Origin of the sequence: Sphingobium sp. KCTC 72723 (assembly GCF_014280435.1) — a bacterium.
Taxonomy (GTDB): Bacteria; Pseudomonadota; Alphaproteobacteria; order Sphingomonadales; family Sphingomonadaceae; genus Sphingobium.
This window is the reverse complement of record NZ_CP060388.1, coordinates 3,732,626-3,755,784: the sequence shown is the minus strand read 5'-3', so window position 1 is coordinate 3,755,784 and position 23,159 is coordinate 3,732,626. Positions and strand designations below refer to the sequence as shown.

Genomic DNA, 23,159 nt, shown 5'->3' with positions numbered 1-23,159 from the left:
CAGCGCATCATTTCCACCGCTTTCATCCACGCCATCGGCACTGCCGTTCCCGACACGGATATTCATCCGGCCTTTGTCGATTGGGCCAGCGCCCGCATCGCCGATCCGCGCGACCGGGCGCTGTTCACCCGGATGGCGCAGCGCAGCGGCATCGACCACCGCTGGTCGGTGCTGGATGCGCCGACCGCGCCAACGGGATTTTATGGCGCGGCATGGCCCACCACGGCGCAGCGCATGGGCGTCTATGCAGAGCAAGCGCCGATCCTGGCTGCGCGCGCCGTTGCGGGGCTGGGGGAGCAGGCCGCCATCGACGGCATCACGCATCTGGTAGTGGCCAGTTGCACTGGCTTCACCGCGCCGGGCATCGACCAGCGGCTTGTCACGATGCTGGGACTGTCACCCTCGGTCGAGCGGCTGATGGTCGGTTATATGGGCTGCTATGCCGCGATCGTCGCGTTGCGATCCGCCCGCCATATCGTGCGGTCGGAACCCGATGCGCGGGTGCTGGTGATCTGCGTGGAACTCAGCAGCCTGCATTTGCAGGAGGATGCGCGCGTCGAGCCGCTGCTGGCGATGCTGCAATTTGGTGATGGCGCGGCGGCGGCATTGGTCAGCGGAGCGCCGGGCGGGATAGCATTGGGCCAGCCCTTTGCCATGACGGTGCCGGACACGGCGGACCTCATTCGCTGGGATCTGGGCGATCATGGCTTTGCGATGCATTTGTCGGGCGAAGTGCCGGGCGCGATCGCGCAGGCACTGGCGGGGACGATCAGCCTGCCGGTGCCGGCCGACAGCGTCGACTTGTGGGCGGTTCATGCCGGGGGGCGCTCCATTTTGGACGCGGTGGCACGCGCGCTTGATCTGTCCCCGGATGCGTTGGACCATAGCCGGGCGGTGCTGCGCGCGTTCGGCAATATGTCCTCTGCCACGCTGATGTTCGTGCTGGCGCGGATATTGGCGGGGGAACAGAGCGGGCAGGGCATTGCGATGGCGTTCGGGCCGGGGCTGGCGGCGGAGGGGCTGGCCTTTCACCGCGCCGCGCCATGAAACGTGCGCTGGCGCAAGAACAGATGGATGCCGCCGACCTGCCGGACGCCGTCTATGCGCGGGTTCTGAACGATCTCGACCGGGTCAACCGGGTGACGCTGGCGGCGCGGCCCACGCTGGCCTTTCTCGACCGGGCAGTAACGGGACCGTTCCGGCTGCTGGATGTGGGCTATGGCGATGGCGGAATGTTGCGGCGGATCGCGCATTGGGCGCAGCGTCGGGGCATTGCCTGCGAACTCGTGGGTATCGACCTGAACGCCCGTAGCGCAGCGGTGGCGCAGGCGCGGACTGACCCGACGCTGGGCATCGACTATCGCACCGGCGACTATGCGGCGCTGGTGCATGAACCATGGGACATCATCGTTTCCAGCCTGGTCACCCACCATATGGATGATGCGGAACGGCTGGCGTTCCTGCGCTTCATGGAGGATCGGGCGCGCATGGGCTGGTTCGTCAATGATTTGCACCGGCATGGTTTTGCCTATCGGGGCTATCCGCTACTCGCGCGGTTACTGGGTGTGCATCGCATCGTCCGGCAGGACGGGCAATTGTCGATCGCGCGCAGTTTCGTGGCCGAAGAATGGCGTGACATGCTGGCAGCGGCGGGGATCGGCGATGCGCGGATCGCACGCGCTTTTCCGTTTCGCCTGTGTGTTTCAAGGTGCCGATAATCATCGGCGCAGGGCCGGCGGGTGCTGCCGCCGCGCTACGGCTGGCACAGGGCGGGGCGCAGCCGTTGCTGATCGACCGGCAGGTCGAGCCGGGCGATGCGCTGTGCGGTGGTTTCCTCAGCTGGGCGACACTGGCGCAGATTGGCGCGCTGGGCATCGAGGTGCAGGCGCTGGGTGGCCATGCGATTCACACCCTAGCGCTGTTTGCGGGCGGGCGGGAGATTGTCCTGCCGCTGCCCGCGCCGGGCATGGGCCTGTCGCGACACCGGCTCGACACGGTATTGCGCGCTGCCGCCGAACAGGCGGGCGTGGCGTTCCGGCTGGGCCATAGCGTGCGCAGCCTTTCCCCCACCGCCGTCACGATGGACGATGGCGACGCGATCGACTGGGACGCGCTGTTTCTGGCGACGGGCAAGCATGACCTGCGCGGTGTGGCGCGTCCCCATGGCGGCGGCGACCCGGAACTGGGCCTGCGCCTGCGCCTGCCCGCCAGCGCTGCGCGTCATCGCCTGATCGGCGGGCGGATCGAGCTGCACTGGGTCGATGGTGGCTATGTCGGCCTGTTGTTGCAGGAGGATGGCAGCGCGAACCTGTGTATGGCGGTGCGCAAAAGTGCGTTGAGCGCAGCGGGGGGCCGTCCGCTGGCACTGATCGCCGCGCTGGCGGATCGTTCGCCTGCGCTGGCCGACCGGCTGGGCGATCTGCCTGCCGACGCGCATGTCGATGCGATTGGCGATATACCCTATGGCTGGCGCGCGACGACGACATGGCCGGGGCTTTACCGGCTGGGCGATCAGGCCGCCGTCATCCCGTCGCTGGCGGGGGAGGGGATCGGCATCGCGCTGGCCAGCGCGGCGGCGGCAGTGGATCGCTGGCAGGCGCACGGACGCGACGGCGCGGCGCGTTATCAGCACGATTTCGCCCGCCGGGCGGCATCGCCGCTGCGTGCGGCGGCGGGGTTCCGGGCGCTGGGACGCTATCCGGGGTTGCTTAGGGCGCTGGCGGCGACACCGGGGGCGGCGCGGCTGGCGATGCGGCTGACGCGCATTGCGGACGCTTGATCGGCGGGCCATGCGCGCCCATATTGCGGCCATGGACAAGATCAACCTGACCGACGCGGAATGGCGCGACCGCCTTTCCCCCGAACAATATCATATGCTGCGTGAAGCCGGCACCGAACGCGCTTTCACCGGCAAATATAACGCCAATAAGGCCGACGGCGTCTATTTTTGCGCCGGGTGCGGCACGGAATTGTTCGACGCCGACGAAAAATATGACAGCGGTTCGGGCTGGCCTAGCTTCACCGCGCCGGTGGACATCGACGCGGTGGAGGAAATCCGCGACGCCAGCCATGGCATGGTCCGTACCGAAGTGCGCTGTGCCACCTGCGAAGGGCATCTGGGCCATGTCTTCCCCGATGGTCCGGGCGTCGGCGGCCTGCGTTATTGCATGAACAGTGCCTCGCTCGATTTCAAGCCGCGCGACGAAGCGGAATGAAAGCCCGCGTTCATCGCCGGTAAACCGCTGATCATCATGGAGGCTATCCCGGCTTTTTGACGGGGCCGCGCAGTATTTGCGCTGGCCCGCGCCGGGATTAGCGGGTATCCGGGGCGGCACAGATGGCACGATCAGGCAAGAGCAAGGACAAGCCCGTCGGGGTGAAGAAGTGGCTGATGCGCGGTCTGAAGATCGGCGTGGCGGCAAGCGTCGCGGGGCTGATCGCGGTCGTCATCGCCGTGGTGGTGGCGATGCAGTCTTTGCCTGACTATGCCTCCCTCAAATCCTCCCCGAACGGCCAGATGATCCGCGTTCATGCCGCTGACGGCAGCGTCATCGTATCGCTGGGGCCAAGTTTCGGGCGCTGGCTGGACTATGGCCAGATTCCGACCGTCATGGTCGATGCGATGGTTTCGACCGAGGACAAGCGTTTCTACCTGCATCCCGGCGTCGATCCGGTCGGCATGGCGCGAGCGGCCTGGGTCGCGCTGGAAAACCGGGGCAAGGGGCGTCGCTGGCAGGGCGCATCGACCATCACCCAGCAGGTGACGCGCAACATCTTCCTCAACAACAGCTATAGCTGGGGCCGCAAGGTCCGTGAAATGGTGCTGGCAATGGCGCTGGAGCGTAAATTCTCCAAGCGGCAGATCCTCGAACTCTACCTCAACAAGGTGTATTTCGGCGGCGGTGCCTATGGCATCGACGCGGCCAGCCGCAAATTTTTCGGCCATAGCGCGACCACGCTGGACCTGCCCGAAGCTGCGATTATCGCGGGACTGGTCAAGGCACCATCCAGCTACTCGCCCACCGCCGACGCCGAAGCAGCGTTGGGTCGGGCGGGCGTGGTGCTGGACCTGATGCGCGACAATGGCGTCATCAGCGCGGCGGATCGCGCCGCTGCCGATGTGCAAGGCGTCAAGCTGGCCCCCGAACCGCCGCAGAACAGCGTGCGTTATTTCACGGACTGGGCATTGCCGCAGATCGATGTGCTGGTCGATGAACCCAACGAACCGCTGGAAGTCTATACCACCATCGACCTCAACATGCAGAAGGCGGCGACGGCGGCGATTCAGGCCAATGTGCCATCCAATACGCAGGGTGCGCTGGTGTCGCTCGACCGTGATGGGGCAGTGCGCGCGATGGTCGGCGGGCTGGACTATGTCAGTTCCAACTATAACCGCGCCACCACCGCCACGCGCCAGCCGGGATCGGCGTGGAAAATCTTCGTCTACATGGCCGCGCTGGAGGGGGGCTATACGCCCGATACCGGCGTTACCGACGAGCCGGTCGACATCAACGGTTGGAAACCGCGCAACAGTTCGGGGCGTTTTTCGGGCGATATCGATATCCGCACGGCCTTTGCCTATTCGATCAACACGGTCGCAGCGAAGCTGGGTGTGGAAGTGGGCTTCCCCACCGTTGCCGACATGGCCCGCCGTTTCGGCGTGACCACGCCTATCAACACGCATCCGTCGATGGTGCTGGGGACGTCGGACGTCCGCCTGATCGACATGACGCGCGCTTTCGCCTCGATCGCGCGCAAGGGGATCGCCGTTGTGCCTTATGGCATTACCAAGGTAACGACGGCGGACGGTCGCCTGCTTTATGAGCATCAGGACGATACCAGCCGCGTCCTCGTCGCCCCATGGGTCGCGGCGGGGATGACTGACCTGATGCAGACCGCTGTGTCCACTGGCACTGGCAAGGCGGCGCAGATCGGCCGCCCCGTGGCGGGCAAGACCGGCACGACCAGCAGCAACAAGGATGGCTGGTTCCTGGGCTTTTCCAGCGGCATCACCACAGGCGTCTGGATGGGCCGCGACGATGCGCGCGCCGTCGGCGTGCTACAGGGTGGTCGCGCGCCCGCCCGCGCCTTTGCCGATTATATGAAGGTCGCGGTCGCCAAACGCCCGGTGGAACAGTTTGAAACGCAAGTGACTCTGCCCGAATGGCAGTTGGAACCGGACGAGGAAGCCTATTATGGCACCCCCGACGGCACGAGCGAGGGCGGCATGATGGTCGATGAAAACGGCCTGCCGATCGAACGGCCCCGCGCTGAGGAGCCGCAGGGCCAGGACGACCCGGAACTGGAAGTCGATCCTGAGGAACGTGCGCCGCCGCAGCGGATCGACCAGCAGTGGATCGACAATGTGCTGGGCCGCGACCGCCAGCGCCAGCCCCCGGCGACACGCCCCACGCCGTGAAGGGCAAGCCCTTAGGGGAGCGCTGCCAGCTGCGTCATTGCCCCCGCGCTGGCATCGGGCAGCAGGAAGTCCACCTTGCCCCGCCCGAAGTCGATCGCCACCCGGTCGAAAATGCGCAGCGCGCTGATTCCCAGCAGCAGCGCCGGTTTGTCCTGCATCCCCAGTTCGGCAAAGGGGCTGGCGTCGGCGAACAATACCGGCACCTGCGTCAGGTTGACCCGGCCCATCCGCACCGACCCGATCCGCCCGACCTGTCCCGTCAACTGCCCGCCGGTCACGCTGGTCAGCGTCGCTTCCACCATCGCGGGCGCGCGCTTTTTCGCGGTCAGCCGGTCGCGCAGCGCCAGATTGCCGATGCTGATATTGCTGCCGGTATCCAGCATGATGGCGACTCGCATCCCGTTCACTTCGGAATCGAGCAGGATCAACTGCCCTTTACGCCGACGCGCTTCCACCACGATCGCATCGGGATCGGTCGCGGCGCGGCGGTTGGGGCGGCTGTCGCTGATCGCCATCTGGCCTTTGCGGAAATCCAGCGTCACCCGTTTGGCGTGCAGGCTGTCCAGCCCCAGCAACCCCGGCGCGCCCAGATGTTCGCCGTCCAGCACCGGCGCTTCGATATCGTCGATCGCGCTGCCGGCGAAATCCAGCCGGGGGACGGCCACGGTCCCTGCCTCGCTGCGCCCGGTCATCGACACTATCGTCACGCTGCGCCCCGGCACCAGCGCCAGCTCACGCGCCAGATCGCTGGCGATGACGGTGCGTTGTGATCCGGTGTCGATGATGAAATGCCATGGTCCCTTGCCGCCGATGCGGATGGGGATCGTCACGCGATCATCGGGGTCGGGGCCGGTGCGCACCACCACCGGCGGGGTCGCAGGGTCCAGCGCATCCTGCGCCACGCCGGGGGGATGGGCCATGACGGCAGGCAGCATCAGGGCCATGCCCAGCAGCGCGCGCGCCCGTCCCATATCCGCATCCTTCCTATATTATGGCGATCCTTATATCATGAAGCTTGTCCTGCCGCATCAATGCCGCGCATCGTCCCATATCGCCCGGAAACCGGCCTTTTACTGCCCGATATTGCCTGTCACGCCTTGACTTGGCGGGTTGCGGATCGCTAAACGCCAAATAATCAACCCTAGCCCGTCCTGGGCCAAGGCTTTCCCGGTATCCTGACCGGGCAATATATTCCTTTTCCGGCTATTCTCCTCCTCTCGCCATCGGACCGACTCGCAATGCACCTGAAAGATCTTAAAAAGACAGCGCCCGCAGACCTCGTGCAGCTTGCCGAAGAACTGGGCGTGGAGGGTGCATCGACCCTGCGCAAACAGGATCTGATGTTCGCGATTTTGAAGGCGGAGGCCGAAAATGGCGAACAGATCATGGGCGAAGGCACGATCGAGGTGCTGCCCGACGGCTTCGGCTTCCTGCGCAGCCCGGAGGCCAACTTCCTGGCCGGTCCCGACGATATTTATGTTTCGCCCAATCAGGTGCGCCGCTTTGGCCTGCGCACCGGCGACACGGTGGACGGTGAAATCCGCGCGCCCAAGGATGGCGAGCGCTATTTCGCGCTGGTAAAGCTCAACACGGTCAATTTCGACGATCCCGATGTGGTCCGCCATCGCGTGAATTTCGACAATCTGACGCCGCTCTATCCTGAGCAGAAGCTGACGCTGGACCCCTATGATCCGACCCAGAAGGACAAGTCGGCGCGCGTCATCGATATCGTGTCGCCGCAGGGCAAGGGCCAGCGCACGCTGATCGTCGCGCCGCCGCGCGTCGGCAAGACGGTGATGCTGCAAAACATCGCCAAGGCCATCACCGACAATCATCCTGAAGTGTTCCTGATCGTCCTGTTGATCGACGAGCGGCCCGAAGAAGTTACCGACATGCAGCGCAGCGTGAAGGGCGAAGTCGTCTCCTCCACCTTCGACGAACCGGCCACCCGCCACGTCCAGGTCGCCGAAATGGTGATCGAAAAGGCCAAGCGTTTGGTCGAGCATAAGAAGGATGTCGTCATCCTGCTCGATTCGATCACGCGCCTTGGCCGCGCCTACAACACTGTCGTCCCTTCGTCGGGCAAGGTGCTGACCGGCGGTGTGGACGCCAACGCGCTCCAGCGGCCCAAGCGCTTCTTCGGCGCGGCGCGCAATATCGAGGAAGGCGGTTCGCTCTCGATCATCGCCACAGCCCTGATCGACACGGGCAGCCGCATGGACGAAGTCATCTTCGAAGAGTTCAAAGGCACCGGCAATTCGGAAATCGTGCTGGACCGCAAGGTCGCGGACAAGCGCATCTTCCCGGCGCTGGACGTTGGCAAATCCGGCACCCGCAAGGAAGAATTGCTGGTCGACAAGGCCAAGCTGTCCAAGATGTGGGTGCTGCGCCGTATCCTGATGCAGATGGGTACGATCGACGCGATGGAATTCCTGCTCGACAAGATGAAGGATTCCAAGACCAACGAAGATTTCTTCGATTCGATGAACCAGTAAGCGGGACTGCGCCTCTATGTTCGACCTTCTCACAACCGCCGCCGCTGCCGCTCAGGGGCTGGGTTCGCCCGCCGATATCTGGGGCCACATCGTCAATGATTTCAGCAATATAACCTCGCCCAGCGCGCTTGCCGCCTTTGGGCAGGTGCTGATGATCGACATATTGCTGGCCGGTGACAACGCCATCGTCGTCGGCGCGCTGGCGGCGGGCCTGCCCGCTGCGCAGCGTCAGAAGGTGATCCTGATCGGCATCATCGCTGCGCTGGTCCTGCGCATCGCCTTTGCGCTGGTGGTCAGCCAGTTGATGCAGATTGTCGGCCTGATTCTGGCCGGTGGCCTGCTGCTGCTGTGGGTCAGCTTCAAGATGTGGCGCGAGCTGCACCCCAAGCGGGGCGGGGAAACGCCGGGCGACACCAGCGATGATGATGTGTCGGGCCTGCGCCCGGCCAAGAGCTTTGCCGCCGCCGCATGGGCCGTCGCCGTCGCCGACGTCAGCATGAGCCTGGACAACGTCCTGGCGGTCGCTGGTGCGGCGAAAGACCATCCGGGCATCCTCATCATCGGGCTGATCCTGTCGGTCGCTCTGATGGGCATCGCGGCCAACATCATCGCCAAATATATCGAACGGTTCCGCTGGATCGCCTATATCGGCTTGGCCGTCATCGTCTATGTCGCGGTCAAGATGATCTATGAGGGCTTTGTGGATCATAATGTCGGGATATTGACGCTGTTCGGCTGATCCGGGCCGCATCGCACGACAAAAAAGGGGGCGGAACCACACAGGTTCCGCCCCCTTTTTTTGCTGTCAGGCGGCTTTGCCCTTCGGGACTATACCACCAGCACCGTCGCCCCGGTCGTGGCCCGCGCTTCCAGCGCGCGATGCGCCTGGGCCGCGTCGCTCAGCGCGAACCGCTGCCCGATCACGGCCTTCACCACGCCGCGCTGCATCCGGTCGAACAGGCGGTCGGCCGTGTGCGCCAGTTCGTCGGCCGTTGCGATATAATCGAACAGGGTAGGGCGCGTCACGAACAGCGACCCGCCCTTGCTCAGGTCGAGCAGGCTGACTGGCGGCACCGCGCCCGATGCATTGCCGAAACTGACCATCAGCCCGCGCCGTTTCAGGCTGGCCAACGACGCGGACCAGCTATCCTTGCCGACTCCGTCATAGACGATATCCACGCCCCTGCCGCCGGTCAGTCCGCGCACGGTTTCGGCCAGTCCGTCAAAGCTGCCATGCAGGCTATGGTCGGCATCGACGCGCGACGCCTTTTCCGCCGACCCGCAATGGGCGATGACGATCACGCCCTTGTCGCGCAGCCATGGCACCAGAACGGACCCGACCCCGCCCGCCGCCGCATGAACCAGCGCCACCTGACCGGGGCGCAGCGTGGCTGTGTCCTCCGCCAGATAGCAGGCGGTCATGCCTTTCAGCATCATCGCGGCGGCTTCCTGCGTCGATACGCCATCGGCTATGCGGACCAGCCGGTCGGCCGCGACGATCCGGTGCGTAGCATAGGCGCCAAGCCCGCTGACGCAGCCAACCTTGTCGCCCACGGCAAAGCCGGTCACGGCCGGCCCCACCGCAACGACATGCCCTGCACCCTCCGACCCCAGCGGCGTGGGCAGGGGCGCGGGATAGAGGCCGGTGCGATAATAGGTGTCGATGAAGTTCAGGCCGATCGCGTCCTGCGCCACCAGCACTTCGCCCTCACCCGGCACGCCGGGGTCGAAATTCTCGCGCGCGATCACATCCGGCCCGCCATGGCTGCGCGCGACCATCCGCCACGCGCCGTTGACCCCCGCCATCAGGCGAGATGCGCGGCAAAGAAGGCGGCGGTGCGACCGTCCGCGAGTTGCGCGCCATCCTCGTCACGCCGTGCGCCCAGTTCGGCAGCAAAGCCATGGTCCAGCCCGTCATAATCGTGCAACGTAACATGGCGGTTGTCGGCCATCCCGTCATGCATCGCCTTTTGCGCATCCGGCCCGACGAAATGGTCGGCGGTCGGGACATGGAGCAGCACCGGCTTGCCGATTGCATGTTGTTCACCCAGCAATCCGTCGATGCCCACGCCATAATAGGCCACGAACGCATCGCCATCGGTCCGGCACGCCGCCATGAACGCCAATCGCCCGCCCAGGCAATAGCCGACCAGCCCGACCTTGCCACCATTCACGGCCACGCGCGCGGCCTTGATCGTTGCTTCGATGTCGCGGATCGCCTGATCCTGATTGAGCTTTTGCATATGCCCCAACGCTTGCTGGAAATCTTCCGGCACGTCGGCGTCCAGTTCGATATGCGGCTGTTCGCGCCAGAACAGGTCGGGCGCATAGGCGATATAGCCTGCCTTTGCCCAATTGTCGCATTTGGTGCGGATGCCCGCATTGACGCCGAAAATTTCCTGAATCACGATGATGGCGGCCTTAGCCTCATCTCCTTCGGGTCGGGCGACATAGGCGTCGAACCGGGCGTCGCCCTCCAATGTCGCGATGGGGGTGAAGTCAGCCATGATAGAAGATCCTTTCCGCCTGATGATGTCGCGCATATTGGCCGTGGCGGGCAGGGACGCAACGGCCTGTATCCCAAAAAATTTGCCATGGGTGGCCTGTTTGCGGCATGACGGAGGCCACGGACTTTTCCGCGCGGCAAGGGCTTGTTGATATGAAGGTAACCGTCGATGTGGATTGCACCCCGGCAGAGGCGCGCGCCTTTCTGGGCCTGCCCGACGTCACGCCCATCCACGACAAATATATCAAGACGATGCTCGACAGCTTCGATGGCGTCGGCAGCGCCGAACAGATGGAAACGCTGTTCAAAAGCATGTCGCCCATGGGGGATGCGGGCGTGCGCCTGTTCCGCCAGATGATGGACATTGGCCTGTCGGGCATGGCGGGTGACAAGAAATAGTTTTCGTGCAGACGACCGACGCCGATACTATCTTTGCCCTGTCGAGCGGCGCACCCCCCGCAGGCATTGCCATCATCCGGGTGAGCGGCGCGCAGGCCCGCGCCGCGATGATGGCGCTGGCCGGGCGGTTGCCGCCGCCGCGCACCGCCAGCCTCGCCTTGCTCAAAGACCCGCGCGATGATGCGCCGCTCGATCGCGCGCTGCTGCTCTGGTTCCCCGGTCCCGCCACGGTGACGGGCGAGGATTTGGCCGAATTGCATTGCCATGGTGGCCGCGCTGTCGTGGCGGCGGTGGAGGATGCGCTGTCCGCCTTGCCCGGCCTGCGCCGCGCCGAAGCGGGGGAGTTTACTCGCCGCGCCTTCGCCAATGGCCGCATGGACCTCAACGCCGTCGAAGGCCTGTCGGACCTGCTCGCTGCGCAGACCCAGGCGCAACGTCGCGCCGCGCTGATGATGGCGGAGGGGCATTTTTCCCGCCGCATCGACATATGGCGCACGCGCCTGCTCGACCTGTCGGCCATGGCCGAAGCGGCGCTGGATTTCTCTGACGAGGATGATGTGCCGGACGCCAGCATAGAGGCGCAGATCGGCGCGGGCATCGCCACGCTGGCGCAGGACGTCGCTGCCATCCTCGCCGCGCCTGTCGCCGAGCGATTGCATGATGGCATCCGTGTTGTGCTGGCCGGGCCGCCCAATGCGGGCAAGTCCACGCTGCTCAACGCACTGGTCGGTCGGGACGCGGCGATCGTGTCGGCCATCGCGGGGACGACCCGCGACCGGATCGAAGTGCCTGCCGCGATCGATGGCATCGCCTATCTGTTCACCGATACCGCTGGCCTGCGTGAGGCGACTGACGACGCGATCGAAGCGATTGGCATCGACCGTGCGCGCGCGGCGCTGGATGCTGCCGACATCATCCTGTGGCTGGGCGATGCAGGCGATCTGCCCCGTGCCGACGCCATTCTCATCGCCGCGCAATCCGACCGGGTGGAGGAGGCCCGCCCCGGCCTTTCGCTGTCCGCGCAAACGGGGCAGGGGATGGACGCATTGCTTGCAGCCCTGCGAACGCACGCTGCCACGCTGTTACCGGGCGAAGGCGATTTTGCCCTCCATGCGCGGCAGCGGCGACATAGCGCCGCACTGCTCGATCATCTTCACGCCGCTGCCCATGCCCATGACCTGCTCGTCACGGCGGAGGAATTGCGCCTTGCCCGCCGCGCCATTGACGCGCTCACCGGGCGGGCCGGGACGGAAGATATGCTCGACCGCCTGTTTGCGGGCTTCTGCATCGGCAAATGATCCGATGTTCCACGTGGAACGCTTTTGACGCTCACGGCCCCGTCTGGTAAGGGCGGGCCATGCGAACAAGCTATGATGTGATTGTGGTCGGCGGCGGCCATGCCGGTTGTGAGGCCGCTGCTGCGGCAGCGCGCAAGGGTGCGTCGGTTGCGCTGCTCACTTTCGAGCGGGCGACTGTCGGTGCCATGTCCTGCAACCCGGCGATCGGCGGATTGGGCAAGGGCCATCTCGTGCGCGAAGTCGATGCGCTCGACGGCCTGATCGGTCGCGCTGCCGATGCTGCCGCGATTCACTATCGGATGCTCAACAGCAGCAAGGGCGCAGCGGTGCAGGGACCGCGCGTGCAGGCGGACCGCAAGCGCTATCGCGCGGCCATCCACACCATGCTCGACGCGCAGGCGGGGCTGGAAATTGTCGAAGGCGAAGCCCATGCGCTGCTGATCGACGGGGATGTCGTCGTCGGCCTGGCGCTGGCCGATGGTCGCCGGCTGACGGCAAGCGCGGTCGTCCTCGCCACTGGCACGTTCCTGGGCGGCCGCCTGTTCCGGGGTGAGGAGCGCGAAGCCGGGGGCAGGGTGGGGGAGCGCGCCGCCACTGCATTGGGCGTTCAACTGCGCGACCTTGACCTGCCGATCGGGCGGCTCAAGACCGGCACGCCGCCGCGCATCGACGGGCGGACGATCGACTGGGCGCGGCTGGAAACCCAGCCCTCCGACGCCAGCGGCTGGACCATGTCGCCGCTGTCGGACGGCCGCCCTTTGCCGCAACTGGATTGCGCGATCACGCGCACCAATGCCGAAACCCACCGCATCATCCGCGAAGGGCTGGATCGCTCGCCTTTATTCAGCGGCGCGATCGAGGGGCGCGGTCCGCGCTATTGCCCGTCGATAGAGGACAAGATCCTGCGCTTCGGCGACCGTGACGGGCATCAGATTTTTCTGGAGCCGGAGGGGCTGGACGATCCGCTCGTGTACCCCAACGGCATCAGCACGTCGCTCCCCACCGATGTGCAGGCGGCAATGGTGCGCAGCATGGCGGGGCTGGAGCAGGCGGTCATTGCCGTGCCGGGCTATGCCGTCGAATATGATCATATCGACCCGCGCGCACTGGATTCGACGCTGGCGGTGCGCGCGCTGACCGGCCTGTTCTGCGCGGGTCAGATCAATGGCACCACTGGTTATGAGGAGGCCGCCGCACAGGGACTGGTAGCAGGCGTCAATGCCGCTGCCCATGCGCGGCGTGATGCGCCGCTGATCCTTGATCGCGCCAGTTCCTACATCGGCGTCATGATCGACGACCTCGTACTGCAAGGCGTCACGGAACCCTATCGGATGCTCACGGCGCGCGCGGAATATCGCCTGCGCCTGCGGGCCGACAATGCCGAAAGCCGCCTTGGTCCCATTGGCATCACCCATGGCATCATCGGGCCGGAACGCGCCGCGCGCCTTATGGCCCGGCAGCAGCAACACGTAGCTATCGAGGCGGCTCTTGCGCGTGAACTGACGGCGACCGAAATGGCCCGTGCGGGTGCAACCGTGCGGCAGGACGGCGTGCGCCGCAGCCTGTTCGACTGGGCGCGCTTCCCGGAAGTCGATCGTGCCCTGCTTCTGACCCTTGCCCCCGAACTGGCCAATGCGCCCGCTGACCTGCGCGCCGAAATATTGGAGGATACGCATTATGCTCCCTATCTCGACCGGCAGGACGCCGAAATTGCCGACCTGCGCCGCAATGAACGCATCTATATCCCCGCCGATTTCGCGTTCCGCAGCATCGGTGGATTGTCCGCCGAAATGATCGAGCGGCTTGAGGCGGCCCGACCCGACACGCTGGCGGCGGCCAGCAGAATTCGCGGCATTACTCCGGCGGCGCTGGCCGCTATCCTCGTCCATGTTCGTCGGGTGGCGGCATGACGGAAAAGGAAGCGCGTGGCTGGATCGACGCGCATTTTGCTGTTCCACGTGAAACATGGGACCGGCTGGAACGCTATGTCGCCATTCTTTTAAGCGCAATGGATGAGCAAAACTTGATCGCGGAATCGACAAGGCCGCATGTCTGGGCGCGCCATATCGTGGATTCAGCGCAGCTTTTGATGCACGCAACTTCGGCGGGGGAAGGCGAGTGGATCGACCTGGGTTCCGGCGCGGGTCTGCCCGGCATAGTTGTCGCCTGCCTGTCCGATCGCCCGGTGCTGATGGTGGAATCCCGCCGCAAGCGGATCGACTTTCTGAACGATGCCATTGTCCATGTCGGTGTCGCCAACGCGCGCGTCTTTGGCGGTCGCGTGGAGTCCGTCCCCGCAACAGCCGCCGCCATCATCAGCGCGCGTGCCTATGCACCCTTGCCCAAACTCTTTTCGTCCGCGCTGCATCTGTCGGATAAAAATACCCTCTGGGTGCTGCCAAAGGGGCGAAATGCGCAGAATGAACTGGAGGCGGCGCGTCCGACATGGCAAGCTAAGGCCAAGGTCGAACCCAGCGTAACGGATGGCGAAAGCGCCATCATCGTCGCGCGGGCTGTCCAACCCGTCGCCAGAAGGAAAGGTCGCGCATGATCTGCATTGCCATCGCCAATCAAAAAGGTGGCGTGGGCAAGACCACGACCGCGATCAACCTCGCCACGGGGCTGGCCGCGACGGGCCTGCGCGTGCTGCTGGTCGATCTCGATCCGCAGGGAAACGCATCGACCGGGCTTGGGGTGGGACAAGCGGATCGCGCCCAGTCCAGCTATGATCTGCTGGTCGGCAATTGCGCGCTGGACGACGCCATCGTCGCGACCCGCGTGCCGAAACTGGACCTGGTTCCCGCGACGCAGGATCTGTCGGGGTGCGAAATCGAACTGATCGAATATGAAGAACGCACCCACCGACTGGAACGGGTGCTGGCCGAAGCGACGCCGGGCCGCTGGGACATCTGCCTGATCGACTGTCCGCCTTCGCTTGGCCTGTTGACGATCAACGCCATGGTTGCGGCGCAATCGCTGCTCGTGCCGTTGCAATGCGAATTTTTTGCGCTCGAAGGGCTGTCGCAATTGCTCCAGACGGTCGAGCGGATTCGTGGCCGCTTCAATCCGGTGCTATCGATCATGGGCGTAGCGCTGACCATGTATGATCGCCGCAACCGCCTGACCGATCAGGTGGCGGACGATGTGCGCGCCTGCCTTGGCGATCTGGTTTTCACCACGGTCATTCCGCGCAATGTTCGCCTCTCCGAAGCGCCCAGCCATGGCGTGCCGGCCCTTATCTATGATTTCCGCTGTTCAGGATCTGAAGCCTATATGCGCCTTGCCCGTGAACTGATCGCCCGCCTGCCCCGGCAGGAGGTCGCGGCATGAGCGATGACACGGCGGACAAGCCCAAGGTGATCAAGCGCCCCCATGGGCTGGGCCGTGGCCTGTCCGCATTGCTGGGCGATGTGGCGCGCGAAGAGCCCGTTGCGCCTGCGGTCATGCCCGCCAATGGCAAGGCGGTGCAAAGCATAGAAGTCGCGCTGATCCAGCCCCATCCCGAACAGCCGCGCCGCCATTTCGATGAAGGCGCGCTGTCCGAACTGGCGGAAAGCATCGCCAAGCGCGGCGTGATCCAGCCGATCATCGTCCGCCCCCATGGCGGCGGGTTTCAGATCGTCGCGGGTGAACGGCGCTGGCGCGCGGCGCAGCGGGCGCATCTCCACCGCATCCCCGCCATCGTGCGCGATTTTGACGAGCAGGAAACGCTCGAAATCGCGCTCATCGAAAATATCCAGCGCGAAGATCTGAACCCGATCGAGGAAGCGGAAGCCTATCGCAAGCTGATCGCCGAATTTCACCACAGTCAGGATGCGCTGGGCCGCATCGTGGGTAAATCGCGCAGCCATGTCGCCAACCTGATGCGCCTGCTCGAACTGCCCGCCCCGGTGCAGCAGCAGGTTGTCGAAAAGAAGCTGAGCATGGGTCATGCCCGCGCACTGATCGGTGCGCCCGATTGCGAGCGGCTGGCGCGGCAGGTTGAGGATAAATCGCTGTCGGTGCGCGACACGGAACAGCTTGTGCGCCGCGTCAAGACCGGCGCGGATGCGCCTGCGTCGCGCCGCGCGAACGGCGGCGGTTCCGAAAAAGACCCTGACATTGCTGCGCTCGAACAGCATCTGGCCGACATATTGGGTCTGAAGGTCGACATCGATCATCAAAGCGGCGCGGGCGGCACGCTGACCCTGCGCTATTCGACGCTCGACCAGCTCGATATGCTGTGCCAGCGCCTGTCGGGCGAACGGATCTAGCCATAGCGGGCGGAACGTGACTCATCATACCCGTTATGGACGACTTTAGCGAAGTTTGCCGCTGCCCCAGAAGGCTGCTGGCCTTTTCCTGACCCGCTCCCTAGATTGCGGGCATGGCCGACATGCTCTCCACAAATGCCGCTTCCCCCGCCGTCATCCGCCGCACCGACTATCGACCGCCCGACTGGCTGGTGCCGGACGTGGCGCTGAATTTCGATCTTGACCCCGCGCTCACGACCGTCCGCGCCACGTTGACCGTAACGCGCAACGGCGCGCACACCCGTCCGCTGCATCTGGATGGCGACGGCATCGTCCCGCTTGAAGTGCGTGTAGATGGCCACCTGCTCGACGCGGACGCATGGCATCTGGAAGCGGGCGCACTGATCATAAGCCTGCCTGGCGATGCGCATGACGTCGAAACGCTGGTCGAACTTGCGCCCCAAAGCAATAGCAAGCTAATGGGCCTCTACGCCAGCGGCGGTCTGCTCTGCACCCAATGCGAAGCGGAAGGATTCCGCCGCATCACTTTCTTCCCCGATCGACCCGATGTCCTGTCCCGCTACAGCGTGCGGATGGTCGCGGACAAGGTGCGCTTCCCCGTGCTGCTGGCCAATGGCGATCCGGGCGACACTGGCGATTTGCCCGATGGCCGCCACTGGGCGCAATGGACCGATCCCTTCCCCAAACCCTGCTATCTGTTCGCGCTGGTTGCAGGCGACCTGGCCTGCAATGCCGATCGTTTCGTGACGATGAGCGGGCGGGCCGTGCGCCTGGGCATCTGGGTACGCGAAGCCGATTTGCCCCGCACCGGCCATGCAATGGAGGCGCTGCGCAACAGCATGGCCTGGGACGAGCGCGTCTATGGCCGCGAATATGATCTGGACGTGTTCAACATCGTTGCCGTTGCCGATTTCAACTTTGGCGCGATGGAGAATAAAGGGCTTAACATCTTCAATTCGCGCTACATATTGGCCGACCCGGAAACCGCGACCGATATAGACTATGACGGCGTCGAAGCGGTCGTCGCGCATGAATATTTCCACAACTGGTCAGGCAATCGCGTCACCTGCCGCGACTGGTTCCAACTGAGCCTCAAGGAAGGCTTCACTGTCTTTCGCGACCAGAGCTTCTCCGCCGACATGGGCAGCGCAGCGGTCAAGCGGATCGAGGATGTCCGCATCCTGCGCGCGGCCCAGTTTCAGGAAGATCAGGGACCGCTCGCCCATCCGGTGCGTCCCGAATCCTACATGGAAATCAGCAACTTCTACACCGCGACCATCTATAACAAGGGCGCGGAGCTGATCCGCATGATTGCGCTGATGCTGGGACCGGATCGGTTCCGCGCGGCGACCAATCTCTATTTCGACCGCCACGATGGGCAGGCAGCCACGTGCGAGGATTTCGTCCGGGCCATGGAGGAGGGCGGGGGCATCGACCTGTCCCAGTTCCGTCTCTGGTACGAACAGGCAGGCACCCCCCATGTCCGCGCGTTGCTGCATCATGACCCGGCGACCCAGAGCGTAGAACTGCATCTGGAACAGGCCGTGCCGCCCACGCCGGGGCAGGGGGGCAAGCAGCCCATGGCTATCCCCCTGCGCGTCGCCCTGTTCGATCCCGCAACGCGCGCCCATCATGGCGACGAATTGCTGATGCTGACCCAAGCGCGCCAGACGTTCCGCTTTACCGGCTTTGCCACCGCTCCGATCCTGTCGATCAATCGCGGTTTTTCCGCACCCGTGATCGTGGAAACCAATCGCAGCCAGCAGGATCTGGCCTTCCTGTCCGCGCATGATGATGATCCGTTCGCCCGCTATGAAGCGGTGCAGCAACTCATGGTCAATGTGCTGATCGGCCGTATCGCCGGGCAGGCGGTGGATGAGGACGCGGTCATCGCCGCCATCGCCACGATGATTGCCGATTCGACGCTCGATCCCGCTTTCATTGCCGAAGCCGCGCGTCTGCCCAGCGAAGCCTATCTCGGCGATCAGATGGCGCAGGTCGATCCTGATGCCATCCATGCCGTGCGCGATGCCCTGCAACAGCGGATCGGCGCGGACCTCGAACCGCAATGGCGCGCCATCCATGCCGCGACAAAGGCCGACGGCTTTGCCTTGTCCCCGGCGGCGAAGGGCGCGCGCAAGTTGCGCAACGTCGCGCTCCATTATCTCGTCGCATCAGGCGCATCCGACGGCCCGGCCATCGCATTCGCCCAGTTCCACGATGCGGACAATATGACCGAGCGTCAGGCGGCGCTGGCCACGCTGGCGAACGGGACCAGCCCCGAACGTGAGGCCGCGCTCGACATCTTCCATCACCGCTATGGCGGCGACGCCCTGACGCTCGACAAATGGTTTCAGACGCAGGCCTTTGCCGTGCATCCCGACACGGTGGAACTGGTCGAGGAACTGGGGCGGCACAAGGACTTCACCCTGGCCAACCCCAATCGTGTCCGATCGCTCTATGGGGCGTTTGCGGGCAATCAGTGGGCGTTTCACCACGGGTCGGGCAAGGGATACCGACTGGTGGCGGACTGCATCATCGCGCTCGACCGGCTGAACCCGCAGACCGCAGCGCGGCTGGTGCCGCCGCTTGGCCGCTGGAAACGGTTCGACCCGGCACGCGCGGCATCGATGCGCGGTGAACTGGAACGCATCCTGGCCCAGCCGGGCCTGTCGAAGGATGTGACGGAACAGGCTGGCAAGAGCCTGGATTGACCGGAGAGGGCAGGGCAGGCGCGTCGCCTGCCCCTATCGCCCTTTAGCTGCCGTTGGGGCCGCCACCCGGACCGCTGCCGCCGCCCTGACCGCCCATGCCGCCGGCACCCACAGCGCCGATATTGCCAAAGATTTCGTCGAACAGGCTGCGGTTGCGGCCCAGCGTCGGGGTCTTGTCCCCCACCGGCGAAATGCGCGCCACCTGATCCAGCCCCATGCGATCGACCGCAACGACATTGCCAGCGGGATCGAAGCGGACATGCAGCACGGTCTGTTCGGCAGGCTTGGGCGTGGAAAAGGCCAGCGCGCGCATTTCGCGCGACACATAATACCAGTCCTGCTCGCCAAATTGCGACGCGAAGCTGGGGCGTCCCAGCGTCCCTTCCACCGACGCGCGGTTGTCGATGCCCGGCTGGACCGAATCGACCAGCAGCTTGTCGACCTGATAGCCCTGATGCGTGCGGATGCGGGTGCAGCCCGACGCCCCCAGCACCAGCGCGCTGAGGCCCAGGGCGAGCAGGATACGCCCGCCTGGCGATTGATGGCTGAACTGAAGCATGGACTTCTCCTGGCGGAACGCACCCGCGAACCCAATAAACATAAAGCCGCCATTGCATTGGGCGGCCGGTCGATCAATATGGAAATGCTCGGCTCCCGGCAAGGGGCGACGCTTGCCAGGACGGCGCTCCGTCCAACGATCCGTCACGAAAAGTCATCCTGTCATGTCTACCGCATCCCCTTCCTTCCTTCAGCGCCTGTTCGGGGGCCGCGCCGACCCCAAAGTCGGCCTGCTGCCGCTCTACAATGCCGTGGTCGCGGAAGGGCGTCAGCCGCACTGGTATATCGACGGCGCAGTGCCGGATACGCTGGATGGCCGGTTCGACATGATCGTCGCTGTTCTGGCGCAAGTGCTGATCCGGCTGGAAGCGCAGGGCGGTACGCAGGACAGTGTCTGGCTGACCGAAACCTTCATCGACGATATGGATGGGCAATTGCGGCAGGAGGGTATCGGCGATGTCGTCGTGGGCAAGCATATCGGCCGGATGATGAGCGCGCTGGGCGGACGCATCAGCGCCTATCGCGATGCCTTGACCGGACAAGGGGATCTGACCGAAGCCCTGCGGCGCAACCTCTATCGCGGCGCGCCGGTGACCGACGCGGCGATCGCCCATGTCGAAGGGGGGCTGCGCCAGCGCTGGACCCGGCTGGGCTGCCTGACGCGCGATGCTTTGCTGTCGGGGGATCTGGGATGAGTGCTACGCCGGAATTTTCCCGCCCCATCCGCGTCGACCAGATCGGCAAGATGGGGATCAGCAACCCGATCGCCGCCAATGCCGTGGAACGCGCAGCATTGATGCAGCGATTTGGCCTGCTCGCGCTCGACAGGCTGGAGGCGGATTATAGCATCGACACGGAAAATGGCTTCATCGTCGCGCGGGGCCACGTCCGCGCTGCACTGGCGCAGCCCTGCGTCGCAACCGGCACGCCTGTCCCCGAACGGATCGACAGCGACTTCATCCTCCGCTTCGTGGTGGACGGGAGCGATGTGTCCGACACCGAAGAACTGGAACTGGACGCGGAAGATTGCGATACGATCGGCTATGACGGCCAGATCATCGACATGGGCGAAGCGATGGCGGAAACGGTCGCGCTGGCAATGACCCCCTATCCCCGTGCGCCCGATGCCGACGTCGTGCTGCGTGAAGCGGGGGTGTTGAGCGAGGAACATGCCGGTCCCTTCGCCGCGCTGCTGGCGCTCAAGGACAAGCAATAGGGCAAGAGAAACAGGGGGGCTTGTGCGTCCCATGTTTCCCTTTCGTTCCTGCTATGGCATAAGCCTGTGCCATGGACGCCGCGTCGCCACCCCTGCGCAAAATTATCCATATCGACATGGACGCCTTTTATGCGTCGGTGGAGCAGCGCGACGATCCTTCATTGCGCGGTCAGCCGATCGCGGTCGGTGGCGGGGGGCCGCGCGGCGTGGTGGCGACCGCCAGCTACGAAGCCCGCACATTCGGCGTGAAGTCCGCCATGCCGGGCGCACGCGCACGACGGCTCTGCCCCGGCCTTATCTTTGTGCCGCCGCGATTCGACGTCTATCGCGCCGTGTCGGGCCAGATACGGGCGATCTTCGCGCATTTTACCGATGTCATCCAGCCCTTGTCGCTGGACGAAGCCTATCTGGACGTGACCGTGAACAAGCCCGGCATCGCATCGGCCACGCAGGTCGCGGCGGAGATTCGGCGGATGATTGAGGCCGAAACCGGGCTGACCGCGTCGGCGGGCGTATCCTACAACAAACTGATCGCGAAACTCGCGTCGGACCAGAACAAACCCGACGGCATGTGCATTGTCCGCCCCAGCGAAGGCGCGGCGTTTATCGCCGCCATGCCGGTCCGCCGCATTCACGGGGTGGGTCCGGTGACGGCGCGGCGGATGCACGAACTGGGGATCGAAACCGGCGCAGACCTGCGCGCCCGCGACCTGCCCTTTCTCCACGCGCATTTCGGCAGCGCGGCGGATTATTATTATCGCGCGGCGAGGGGGCAAGACGACCGGCCGGTCCACGACCGGCAGGGGCGCAAGTCGGTCAGCGTCGAGGATACTTTTTTCGACGACCTGAGCGACCGGGACGCACTGCTCGCCGAAATAGAGCGGATCGCCGCCAGCCTGTGGACCCGGATCGAAAAGGCGCAGGCCTGGGGCCGAACGGTCGTGTTGAAGGTGAAGTTTGCTGACTTCCGCATCATCACCCGCTCGAAAAGCTTTACCGCGCCGGTGCGATCGCCCGATCAACTGGCGCAGGCAGCGCGGGAATTGCTGTGCGCCCAACTGCCGCTACGCATGGGCGCGCGACTGCTGGGGCTGGGCGTCCACAATCTGGAATCGGACGAGGAGGGGGAACAGGGCGAACAATTCGCCCTGTCGTTATAGGAACTCAGAACGGCAACCAGGTCCGCTTCTCGCTGAACTTCATGTAACCGGCATTGACGCCCAACCTATAACCGACACCCAGCCGGATGGGGATCAGCACGACATTGCCCCAGCGCATATAGCTGGCCGTGAAACCGCCCACCAGATAGGCGGTGCCTTCGGCCGCCGGGAAACGATGATAGAGATCCTGCGTGTCATAGAGATTATAGACAAGGACGAAGCTGTTGGCGGCATTGCCACCGACGTCGAAGCCGACAGACGGGCCGGTCCAATAGACTTCGCGTTTGCCCTCCACCTTGTGGTTCAGCGTGCCGGACCCATAGCGCAGGCCAACGACGAACGCGCCCGATGCCTCCCGCCCGGCGATATAGGCGTTGGGGCGACCCTGATCCTTCAGCACTTTTTCGATCAATCCGGCCAGCCCTTCCGCGCCTTTGCCGAACACGCCTTCGGCTGCGCCGATCAGGTCGTCCTGCTGATAGGAATCGCCCGGCGCGATCGCCGCCGGTGGCGAACCGGCCGTGACCGGCGCGCCGGTCGCGGTGGTGCCGGACGTAACGGCGCTGTCAGCCTGATTGCTGTAGACGCTGCTATCTGCCTTGACGCTGGCATCCACTCCCGGTTCGGTCGGTGCGCTGCGCTGTGCGGGAGGCGGTGCCAGATCGGCATCGATCGCGCTGTTGGGGTCGATCGTGCGCACCTGCGCCGATACGCCCGGTGTCAGCGCCAATCCCGTAATCGCCAACAGCAGCGCGCCTGCCCGCACGAATCGGATACCCGTCCGCCCTTTAGTGCCGATCATGCCCGCTGCTCCCCGTAAATTCGTACCATGTCCATTCGCCTGATTATCGGCTTTCAAGCTGAAAGGCCAATGAACGAAAGCCAGCCTGAGTCGATTCCGCGCCGGAATGAATCCAGGGTGGGAACCTTGTAGCAAATTCGCCAAATTCGACCGTTGCCATGCAGCAAAGCCGCCGCTATAGGACACGTCGCCTAGCCGCAGCCCCGCCCCAAGCGGGCGTTCAGGCCATGTTGGGAGACGTGGGTGAGTGGCTGAAACCAACGGTTTGCTAAACCGTCGTAGGGATAACTCCTTACCGAGGGTTCGAATCCCTCCGTCTCCGCCACCCTTTTCGGGATT

The 23,159-nt window shown here is 64.7% G+C and carries 22 protein-coding genes and 1 tRNA gene; 18 read left to right on the top strand and 5 right to left on the bottom strand.

Annotation, left to right across the window (positions count from 1 at the left end; all coding sequences use genetic code 11):
* Positions 1-6: 6 nt before the first annotated feature.
* The 5 genes from SPBM01_RS18100 to SPBM01_RS18080 all read left to right on the top strand — a co-directional run bounded on the left by SPBM01_RS18100 (position 7) and on the right by SPBM01_RS18080 (position 5,419).
* The gene (locus SPBM01_RS18100) at positions 7-1,047 is read left to right on the top strand and encodes a type III polyketide synthase (protein ID WP_188065812.1); all 1,041 of its coding nucleotides are present in this window, start codon (positions 7-9) and stop codon (positions 1,045-1,047) included.
* Positions 1,044-1,718: a methyltransferase domain-containing protein gene (locus SPBM01_RS18095; RefSeq protein WP_188062900.1), complete on the top strand. Its 675-nt coding sequence runs from the start codon at positions 1,044-1,046 to the stop codon at positions 1,716-1,718. Before SPBM01_RS18100 ends, SPBM01_RS18095 begins: the two co-directional genes overlap by 4 nt.
* Entirely contained in the window at positions 1,709-2,779 is a 1,071-nt protein-coding gene (locus SPBM01_RS18090; protein ID WP_262504253.1) for an NAD(P)/FAD-dependent oxidoreductase, read from the top strand. Before SPBM01_RS18095 ends, SPBM01_RS18090 begins: the two co-directional genes overlap by 10 nt.
* A gap of 31 nt (positions 2,780-2,810) precedes the next feature.
* The gene (gene msrB / locus SPBM01_RS18085; protein WP_188065811.1) at positions 2,811-3,215 is read left to right on the top strand and encodes a peptide-methionine (R)-S-oxide reductase MsrB; all 405 of its coding nucleotides are present in this window, start codon (positions 2,811-2,813) and stop codon (positions 3,213-3,215) included.
* 122 nt (positions 3,216-3,337) lie between these two features.
* Entirely contained in the window at positions 3,338-5,419 is a 2,082-nt protein-coding gene (locus SPBM01_RS18080) for a transglycosylase domain-containing protein (protein ID WP_188062898.1), read from the top strand.
* An 11-nt stretch (positions 5,420-5,430) separates the two neighbouring features.
* On the opposite strand, the gene SPBM01_RS18075 is transcribed toward SPBM01_RS18080, so the two are convergent.
* The gene (locus SPBM01_RS18075; RefSeq protein WP_188062897.1) at positions 5,431-6,390 is read right to left on the bottom strand and encodes a retroviral-like aspartic protease family protein; all 960 of its coding nucleotides are present in this window, start codon (positions 6,388-6,390) and stop codon (positions 5,431-5,433) included.
* Between the two features lie 267 nt (positions 6,391-6,657).
* Here SPBM01_RS18075 and rho point away from each other — a divergent pair, with 267 nt between their 5' ends.
* A complete protein-coding gene (gene rho / locus SPBM01_RS18070) occupies positions 6,658-7,914 on the top strand; it encodes a transcription termination factor Rho (protein ID WP_188062896.1) in 1,257 nt (418 codons plus the stop codon).
* A gap of 16 nt (positions 7,915-7,930) precedes the next feature.
* On the top strand, positions 7,931-8,653 hold the full coding sequence (locus SPBM01_RS18065; protein WP_188062895.1) for a YjbE family putative metal transport protein: 723 nt from the start codon (positions 7,931-7,933) through the stop codon (positions 8,651-8,653).
* Positions 8,654-8,742: 89 nt separating this feature from the next.
* Here SPBM01_RS18065 and SPBM01_RS18060 read toward each other — a convergent pair whose 3' ends face one another.
* A complete protein-coding gene (locus SPBM01_RS18060; RefSeq protein WP_188065810.1) occupies positions 8,743-9,693 on the bottom strand; it encodes a quinone oxidoreductase family protein in 951 nt (316 codons plus the stop codon).
* A gap of 26 nt (positions 9,694-9,719) precedes the next feature.
* Entirely contained in the window at positions 9,720-10,421 is a 702-nt protein-coding gene (locus SPBM01_RS18055) for a dienelactone hydrolase family protein (protein WP_188062894.1), read from the bottom strand.
* Positions 10,422-10,573: 152 nt separating this feature from the next.
* Here SPBM01_RS18055 and SPBM01_RS18050 point away from each other — a divergent pair, with 152 nt between their 5' ends.
* The 7 genes from SPBM01_RS18050 (at position 10,574) to pepN (ending at position 19,084) form a co-directional block, all read left to right on the top strand.
* Positions 10,574-10,819 (top strand): DUF6489 family protein, encoded by a 246-nt coding sequence (locus SPBM01_RS18050; protein ID WP_188062893.1) that lies wholly within the window; start codon positions 10,574-10,576, stop codon positions 10,817-10,819.
* Positions 10,820-10,824: 5 nt separating this feature from the next.
* The gene (gene mnmE, locus SPBM01_RS18045; RefSeq protein ID WP_188062892.1) at positions 10,825-12,117 is read left to right on the top strand and encodes a tRNA uridine-5-carboxymethylaminomethyl(34) synthesis GTPase MnmE; all 1,293 of its coding nucleotides are present in this window, start codon (positions 10,825-10,827) and stop codon (positions 12,115-12,117) included.
* Positions 12,118-12,176: 59 nt separating this feature from the next.
* Positions 12,177-14,027, top strand: coding sequence for a tRNA uridine-5-carboxymethylaminomethyl(34) synthesis enzyme MnmG (gene mnmG / locus SPBM01_RS18040; RefSeq protein ID WP_188062891.1), 1,851 nt, complete (start codon positions 12,177-12,179; stop codon positions 14,025-14,027).
* Positions 14,024-14,668: a 16S rRNA (guanine(527)-N(7))-methyltransferase RsmG gene (gene rsmG / locus SPBM01_RS18035; protein WP_188062890.1), complete on the top strand. Its 645-nt coding sequence runs from the start codon at positions 14,024-14,026 to the stop codon at positions 14,666-14,668. Before mnmG ends, rsmG begins: the two co-directional genes overlap by 4 nt.
* Positions 14,665-15,447 carry a ParA family protein gene (locus tag SPBM01_RS18030; protein ID WP_188062889.1) on the top strand — a complete coding sequence of 261 codons (783 nt, stop codon included), beginning with the start codon at positions 14,665-14,667 and terminating at the stop codon, positions 15,445-15,447. Before rsmG ends, SPBM01_RS18030 begins: the two co-directional genes overlap by 4 nt.
* Positions 15,444-16,370, top strand: a complete 927-nt coding sequence (locus SPBM01_RS18025; RefSeq protein ID WP_188062888.1) for a ParB/RepB/Spo0J family partition protein — start codon at positions 15,444-15,446, stop codon at positions 16,368-16,370. Before SPBM01_RS18030 ends, SPBM01_RS18025 begins: the two co-directional genes overlap by 4 nt.
* 113 nt (positions 16,371-16,483) lie before the next feature.
* On the top strand, positions 16,484-19,084 hold the full coding sequence (pepN, locus tag SPBM01_RS18020) for an aminopeptidase N (protein WP_188062887.1): 2,601 nt from the start codon (positions 16,484-16,486) through the stop codon (positions 19,082-19,084).
* 43 nt (positions 19,085-19,127) lie between these two features.
* Here pepN and SPBM01_RS18015 read toward each other — a convergent pair whose 3' ends face one another.
* Positions 19,128-19,643, bottom strand: coding sequence for an outer membrane protein assembly factor BamE (locus tag SPBM01_RS18015; protein WP_188062886.1), 516 nt, complete (start codon positions 19,641-19,643; stop codon positions 19,128-19,130).
* Positions 19,644-19,806: 163 nt separating this feature from the next.
* Between SPBM01_RS18015 and SPBM01_RS18010 the strand changes: the two genes are divergently transcribed.
* The 3 genes from SPBM01_RS18010 (at position 19,807) to dinB (ending at position 22,018) form a co-directional block, all read left to right on the top strand.
* Positions 19,807-20,337 (top strand): ubiquinol-cytochrome C chaperone family protein, encoded by a 531-nt coding sequence (locus SPBM01_RS18010; protein ID WP_188062885.1) that lies wholly within the window; start codon positions 19,807-19,809, stop codon positions 20,335-20,337.
* Positions 20,334-20,858 carry a YceD family protein gene (locus SPBM01_RS18005; protein ID WP_188062884.1) on the top strand — a complete coding sequence of 175 codons (525 nt, stop codon included), beginning with the start codon at positions 20,334-20,336 and terminating at the stop codon, positions 20,856-20,858. Before SPBM01_RS18010 ends, SPBM01_RS18005 begins: the two co-directional genes overlap by 4 nt.
* Before the next feature lie 71 nt (positions 20,859-20,929).
* On the top strand, positions 20,930-22,018 hold the full coding sequence (gene dinB / locus SPBM01_RS18000; protein WP_188062883.1) for a DNA polymerase IV: 1,089 nt from the start codon (positions 20,930-20,932) through the stop codon (positions 22,016-22,018).
* A 4-nt stretch (positions 22,019-22,022) separates the two neighbouring features.
* Here the strand turns inward: dinB and SPBM01_RS17995 are convergent, their stop codons facing one another.
* A complete protein-coding gene (locus SPBM01_RS17995; protein ID WP_188062882.1) occupies positions 22,023-22,820 on the bottom strand; it encodes a DUF1134 domain-containing protein in 798 nt (265 codons plus the stop codon).
* 233 nt (positions 22,821-23,053) lie between these two features.
* Between SPBM01_RS17995 and SPBM01_RS17990 the strand changes: the two genes are divergently transcribed.
* Positions 23,054-23,145, top strand: a tRNA-Ser gene (locus tag SPBM01_RS17990).
* Positions 23,146-23,159: the final 14 nt, after the last annotated feature.

Excerpts from the sequence above, each read along its gene's own strand:
- SPBM01_RS18095 (WP_188062900.1), top strand. The coding sequence starts at position 1,044 with ATGAAACGTGCGCTGGCGCAAGAACAGATGGATGCCGCCGACCTGCCG.
- msrB (WP_188065811.1), top strand. The coding sequence starts at position 2,811 with ATGGACAAGATCAACCTGACCGACGCGGAATGGCGCGACCGCCTTTCC.
- SPBM01_RS18080 (WP_188062898.1), top strand. The coding sequence starts at position 3,338 with ATGGCACGATCAGGCAAGAGCAAGGACAAGCCCGTCGGGGTGAAGAAG.
- SPBM01_RS18075 (WP_188062897.1), bottom strand. The coding sequence starts at position 6,390 with ATGGGACGGGCGCGCGCGCTGCTGGGCATGGCCCTGATGCTGCCTGCC.
- rho (WP_188062896.1), top strand. The coding sequence starts at position 6,658 with ATGCACCTGAAAGATCTTAAAAAGACAGCGCCCGCAGACCTCGTGCAG.
- SPBM01_RS18065 (WP_188062895.1), top strand. The coding sequence starts at position 7,931 with ATGTTCGACCTTCTCACAACCGCCGCCGCTGCCGCTCAGGGGCTGGGT.
- SPBM01_RS18060 (WP_188065810.1), bottom strand. The coding sequence starts at position 9,693 with ATGGTCGCGCGCAGCCATGGCGGGCCGGATGTGATCGCGCGCGAGAAT.
- SPBM01_RS18055 (WP_188062894.1), bottom strand. The coding sequence starts at position 10,421 with ATGGCTGACTTCACCCCCATCGCGACATTGGAGGGCGACGCCCGGTTC.
- SPBM01_RS18050 (WP_188062893.1), top strand. The coding sequence starts at position 10,574 with ATGAAGGTAACCGTCGATGTGGATTGCACCCCGGCAGAGGCGCGCGCC.
- mnmG (WP_188062891.1), top strand. The coding sequence starts at position 12,177 with ATGCGAACAAGCTATGATGTGATTGTGGTCGGCGGCGGCCATGCCGGT.
- rsmG (WP_188062890.1), top strand. The coding sequence starts at position 14,024 with ATGACGGAAAAGGAAGCGCGTGGCTGGATCGACGCGCATTTTGCTGTT.
- SPBM01_RS18030 (WP_188062889.1), top strand. The coding sequence starts at position 14,665 with ATGATCTGCATTGCCATCGCCAATCAAAAAGGTGGCGTGGGCAAGACC.
- SPBM01_RS18025 (WP_188062888.1), top strand. The coding sequence starts at position 15,444 with ATGAGCGATGACACGGCGGACAAGCCCAAGGTGATCAAGCGCCCCCAT.
- pepN (WP_188062887.1), top strand. The coding sequence starts at position 16,484 with ATGGCCGACATGCTCTCCACAAATGCCGCTTCCCCCGCCGTCATCCGC.
- SPBM01_RS18015 (WP_188062886.1), bottom strand. The coding sequence starts at position 19,643 with ATGCTTCAGTTCAGCCATCAATCGCCAGGCGGGCGTATCCTGCTCGCC.
- SPBM01_RS18010 (WP_188062885.1), top strand. The coding sequence starts at position 19,807 with ATGTCTACCGCATCCCCTTCCTTCCTTCAGCGCCTGTTCGGGGGCCGC.
- SPBM01_RS18005 (WP_188062884.1), top strand. The coding sequence starts at position 20,334 with ATGAGTGCTACGCCGGAATTTTCCCGCCCCATCCGCGTCGACCAGATC.
- dinB (WP_188062883.1), top strand. The coding sequence starts at position 20,930 with ATGGACGCCGCGTCGCCACCCCTGCGCAAAATTATCCATATCGACATG.
- SPBM01_RS17995 (WP_188062882.1), bottom strand. The coding sequence starts at position 22,820 with ATGATCGGCACTAAAGGGCGGACGGGTATCCGATTCGTGCGGGCAGGC.